Origin of the sequence: Bacteroides sp. RTP31139st1_H2_RTP31139_211217, from assembly GCF_040227615.1 — a bacterium.
Lineage (GTDB): Bacteria > Bacteroidota > Bacteroidia > Bacteroidales > Bacteroidaceae > Bacteroides > Bacteroides uniformis.
In genome coordinates this window covers 1-1439 of the sequence record NZ_JBCNZM010000335.1, presented here as the reverse complement: position 1 = coordinate 1439, position 1439 = coordinate 1, and the positions used below count along the sequence as shown (strand labels likewise).

Annotated in this window: 1 protein-coding gene and 2 pseudogenes; all 3 read right to left on the bottom strand. The window is 42.4% G+C overall.

The window, feature by feature from the left end; genetic code table 11:
• Positions 1–203, bottom strand: a pseudogene (locus ABUA47_RS24720) (UDP-GlcNAc--UDP-phosphate GlcNAc-1-phosphate transferase); the annotation flags it as partial.
• A 49-nt stretch (positions 204–252) separates the two neighbouring features.
• Complete coding sequence (locus ABUA47_RS24715) at positions 253–1233, bottom strand: NAD-dependent epimerase/dehydratase family protein (protein ID WP_035448460.1); 981 nt, start codon at positions 1231–1233, stop codon at positions 253–255.
• A 9-nt stretch (positions 1234–1242) separates the two neighbouring features.
• Positions 1243–1439: pseudogene (locus ABUA47_RS24710) on the bottom strand (hypothetical protein); the annotation flags it as partial.

The window sequence follows — 1439 nt, the reverse complement described above, 5'->3', positions numbered from 1 at the left end:
AGCAGGAACCAGGGATATTCAAAGCCACTCGTCAGGAAATAGGCCAACGCTCCGAAATAGAAAATAATCCCACCACCGCGTAAAGTCACTTTCGTATGAGAACTCCGCTCATTGGGCTTGTCGATGATATTGCACCTATCAGCCACTCTAAAATAAAAAAGTTCTGCTAAAAACAGCAGAACCAGTATAAGCAGATAATACATAACAGTATTTTCCTCTTTAATTTTTAATTATCAATTTAATTCTTAACTTTTAATTTGAGAACGATAAAATCGTTCTCACTATCCCCTCCTCTGCCCTCACCGGCATTCTGTCAATTCCCAGGGCAGCCTTTATTTTCGCATTACTCACCACATAATTCTCTGTCAACTTGCGCAGACGCTCTGTATTCAAAGGCAAATGGAGCAGAGTCCCAAGCCGGGCACAGAATTCCATCAGTCCTCTGTTTATCTTCCAGATATGCGGCTTACGCTCCAAAGCCCGACATATCAAAGCTATCAGCTCATTCGTGGACAAGGCCTCGTCATCTCCCATGTGGTAGATACCACTCCCCACCTCCTTAGTCAACAGCCCTTCCACCACGTAGCAAAGATTGTCTATCGAAGTAAAAGACCTCCTGTTCTCAAAAGCCCCCAAAGGCCAGGGAATGCCTTTCCTCACCACATTATAAAGAAGATTCAGATTGCCTTTATTGCCGGAACCATGAATCATGCAGGGACGCAGGATATAAACCTGCTTGTCATCATAAGGATTAGCTTTCAATTTCCCATTCTCAACCTTCAACTTGTCAAGGATGTAATTCTCGGCAGCTATCTTACTTTCCCCATAAGGCCCTACCGGAGCAGGCACCACATCTTCAGTCAGCATATCACCCACCACACTGTCTGCAGCGGCTTTCACAGAACTGAAGAATACGAACTTCTTCGCAGACGATTCCAGAAAGAAATCAAATATCTTTTGAGTCAATCCCGTATTAATATCAAAATAGGATTGGGCTGCGGACCGGTTTTTCGTATCATGGGCTTTACCAGCCAGATGAATAATGGCATCGAATTCAGGAAGATTCCGCATCGGAAAAGAAGCCGGTTCGATATCCTTCCAGAAAAAAGTCTTTACCACCCCCTCCTTTTCAGGAGCGACAATATCCAGCCCGTAAAGGCTATGACGTTCCTTTAGGGCAACAACGAGATTGGAACCCACAAAGCCGTGGATTCCAGTGACGAGTATGTTCATTGAAATATGCTAAAAAATATACTGACCGGAAACGTGATTATTGGTTATGTATTTAATAAAATAAGTATCTCCAATGACAGAGAAGAAAATATACCACGTCGTATTAGAATTACGTTGATAAGTGATGTAATACATATCCTTACCATAACGCTCAAAAAAAGCGGGCGCTTTCTTTTTTAATTTAGAATGAATGTTCTGTTGAATAT

What these genes read in the sequence shown, in the direction of transcription:
- ABUA47_RS24715 (WP_035448460.1), bottom strand. Translation starts at nt 1,233, where the DNA reads ATGAACATACTCGTCACTGGAATCCACGGCTTTGTGGGTTCCAATCTC.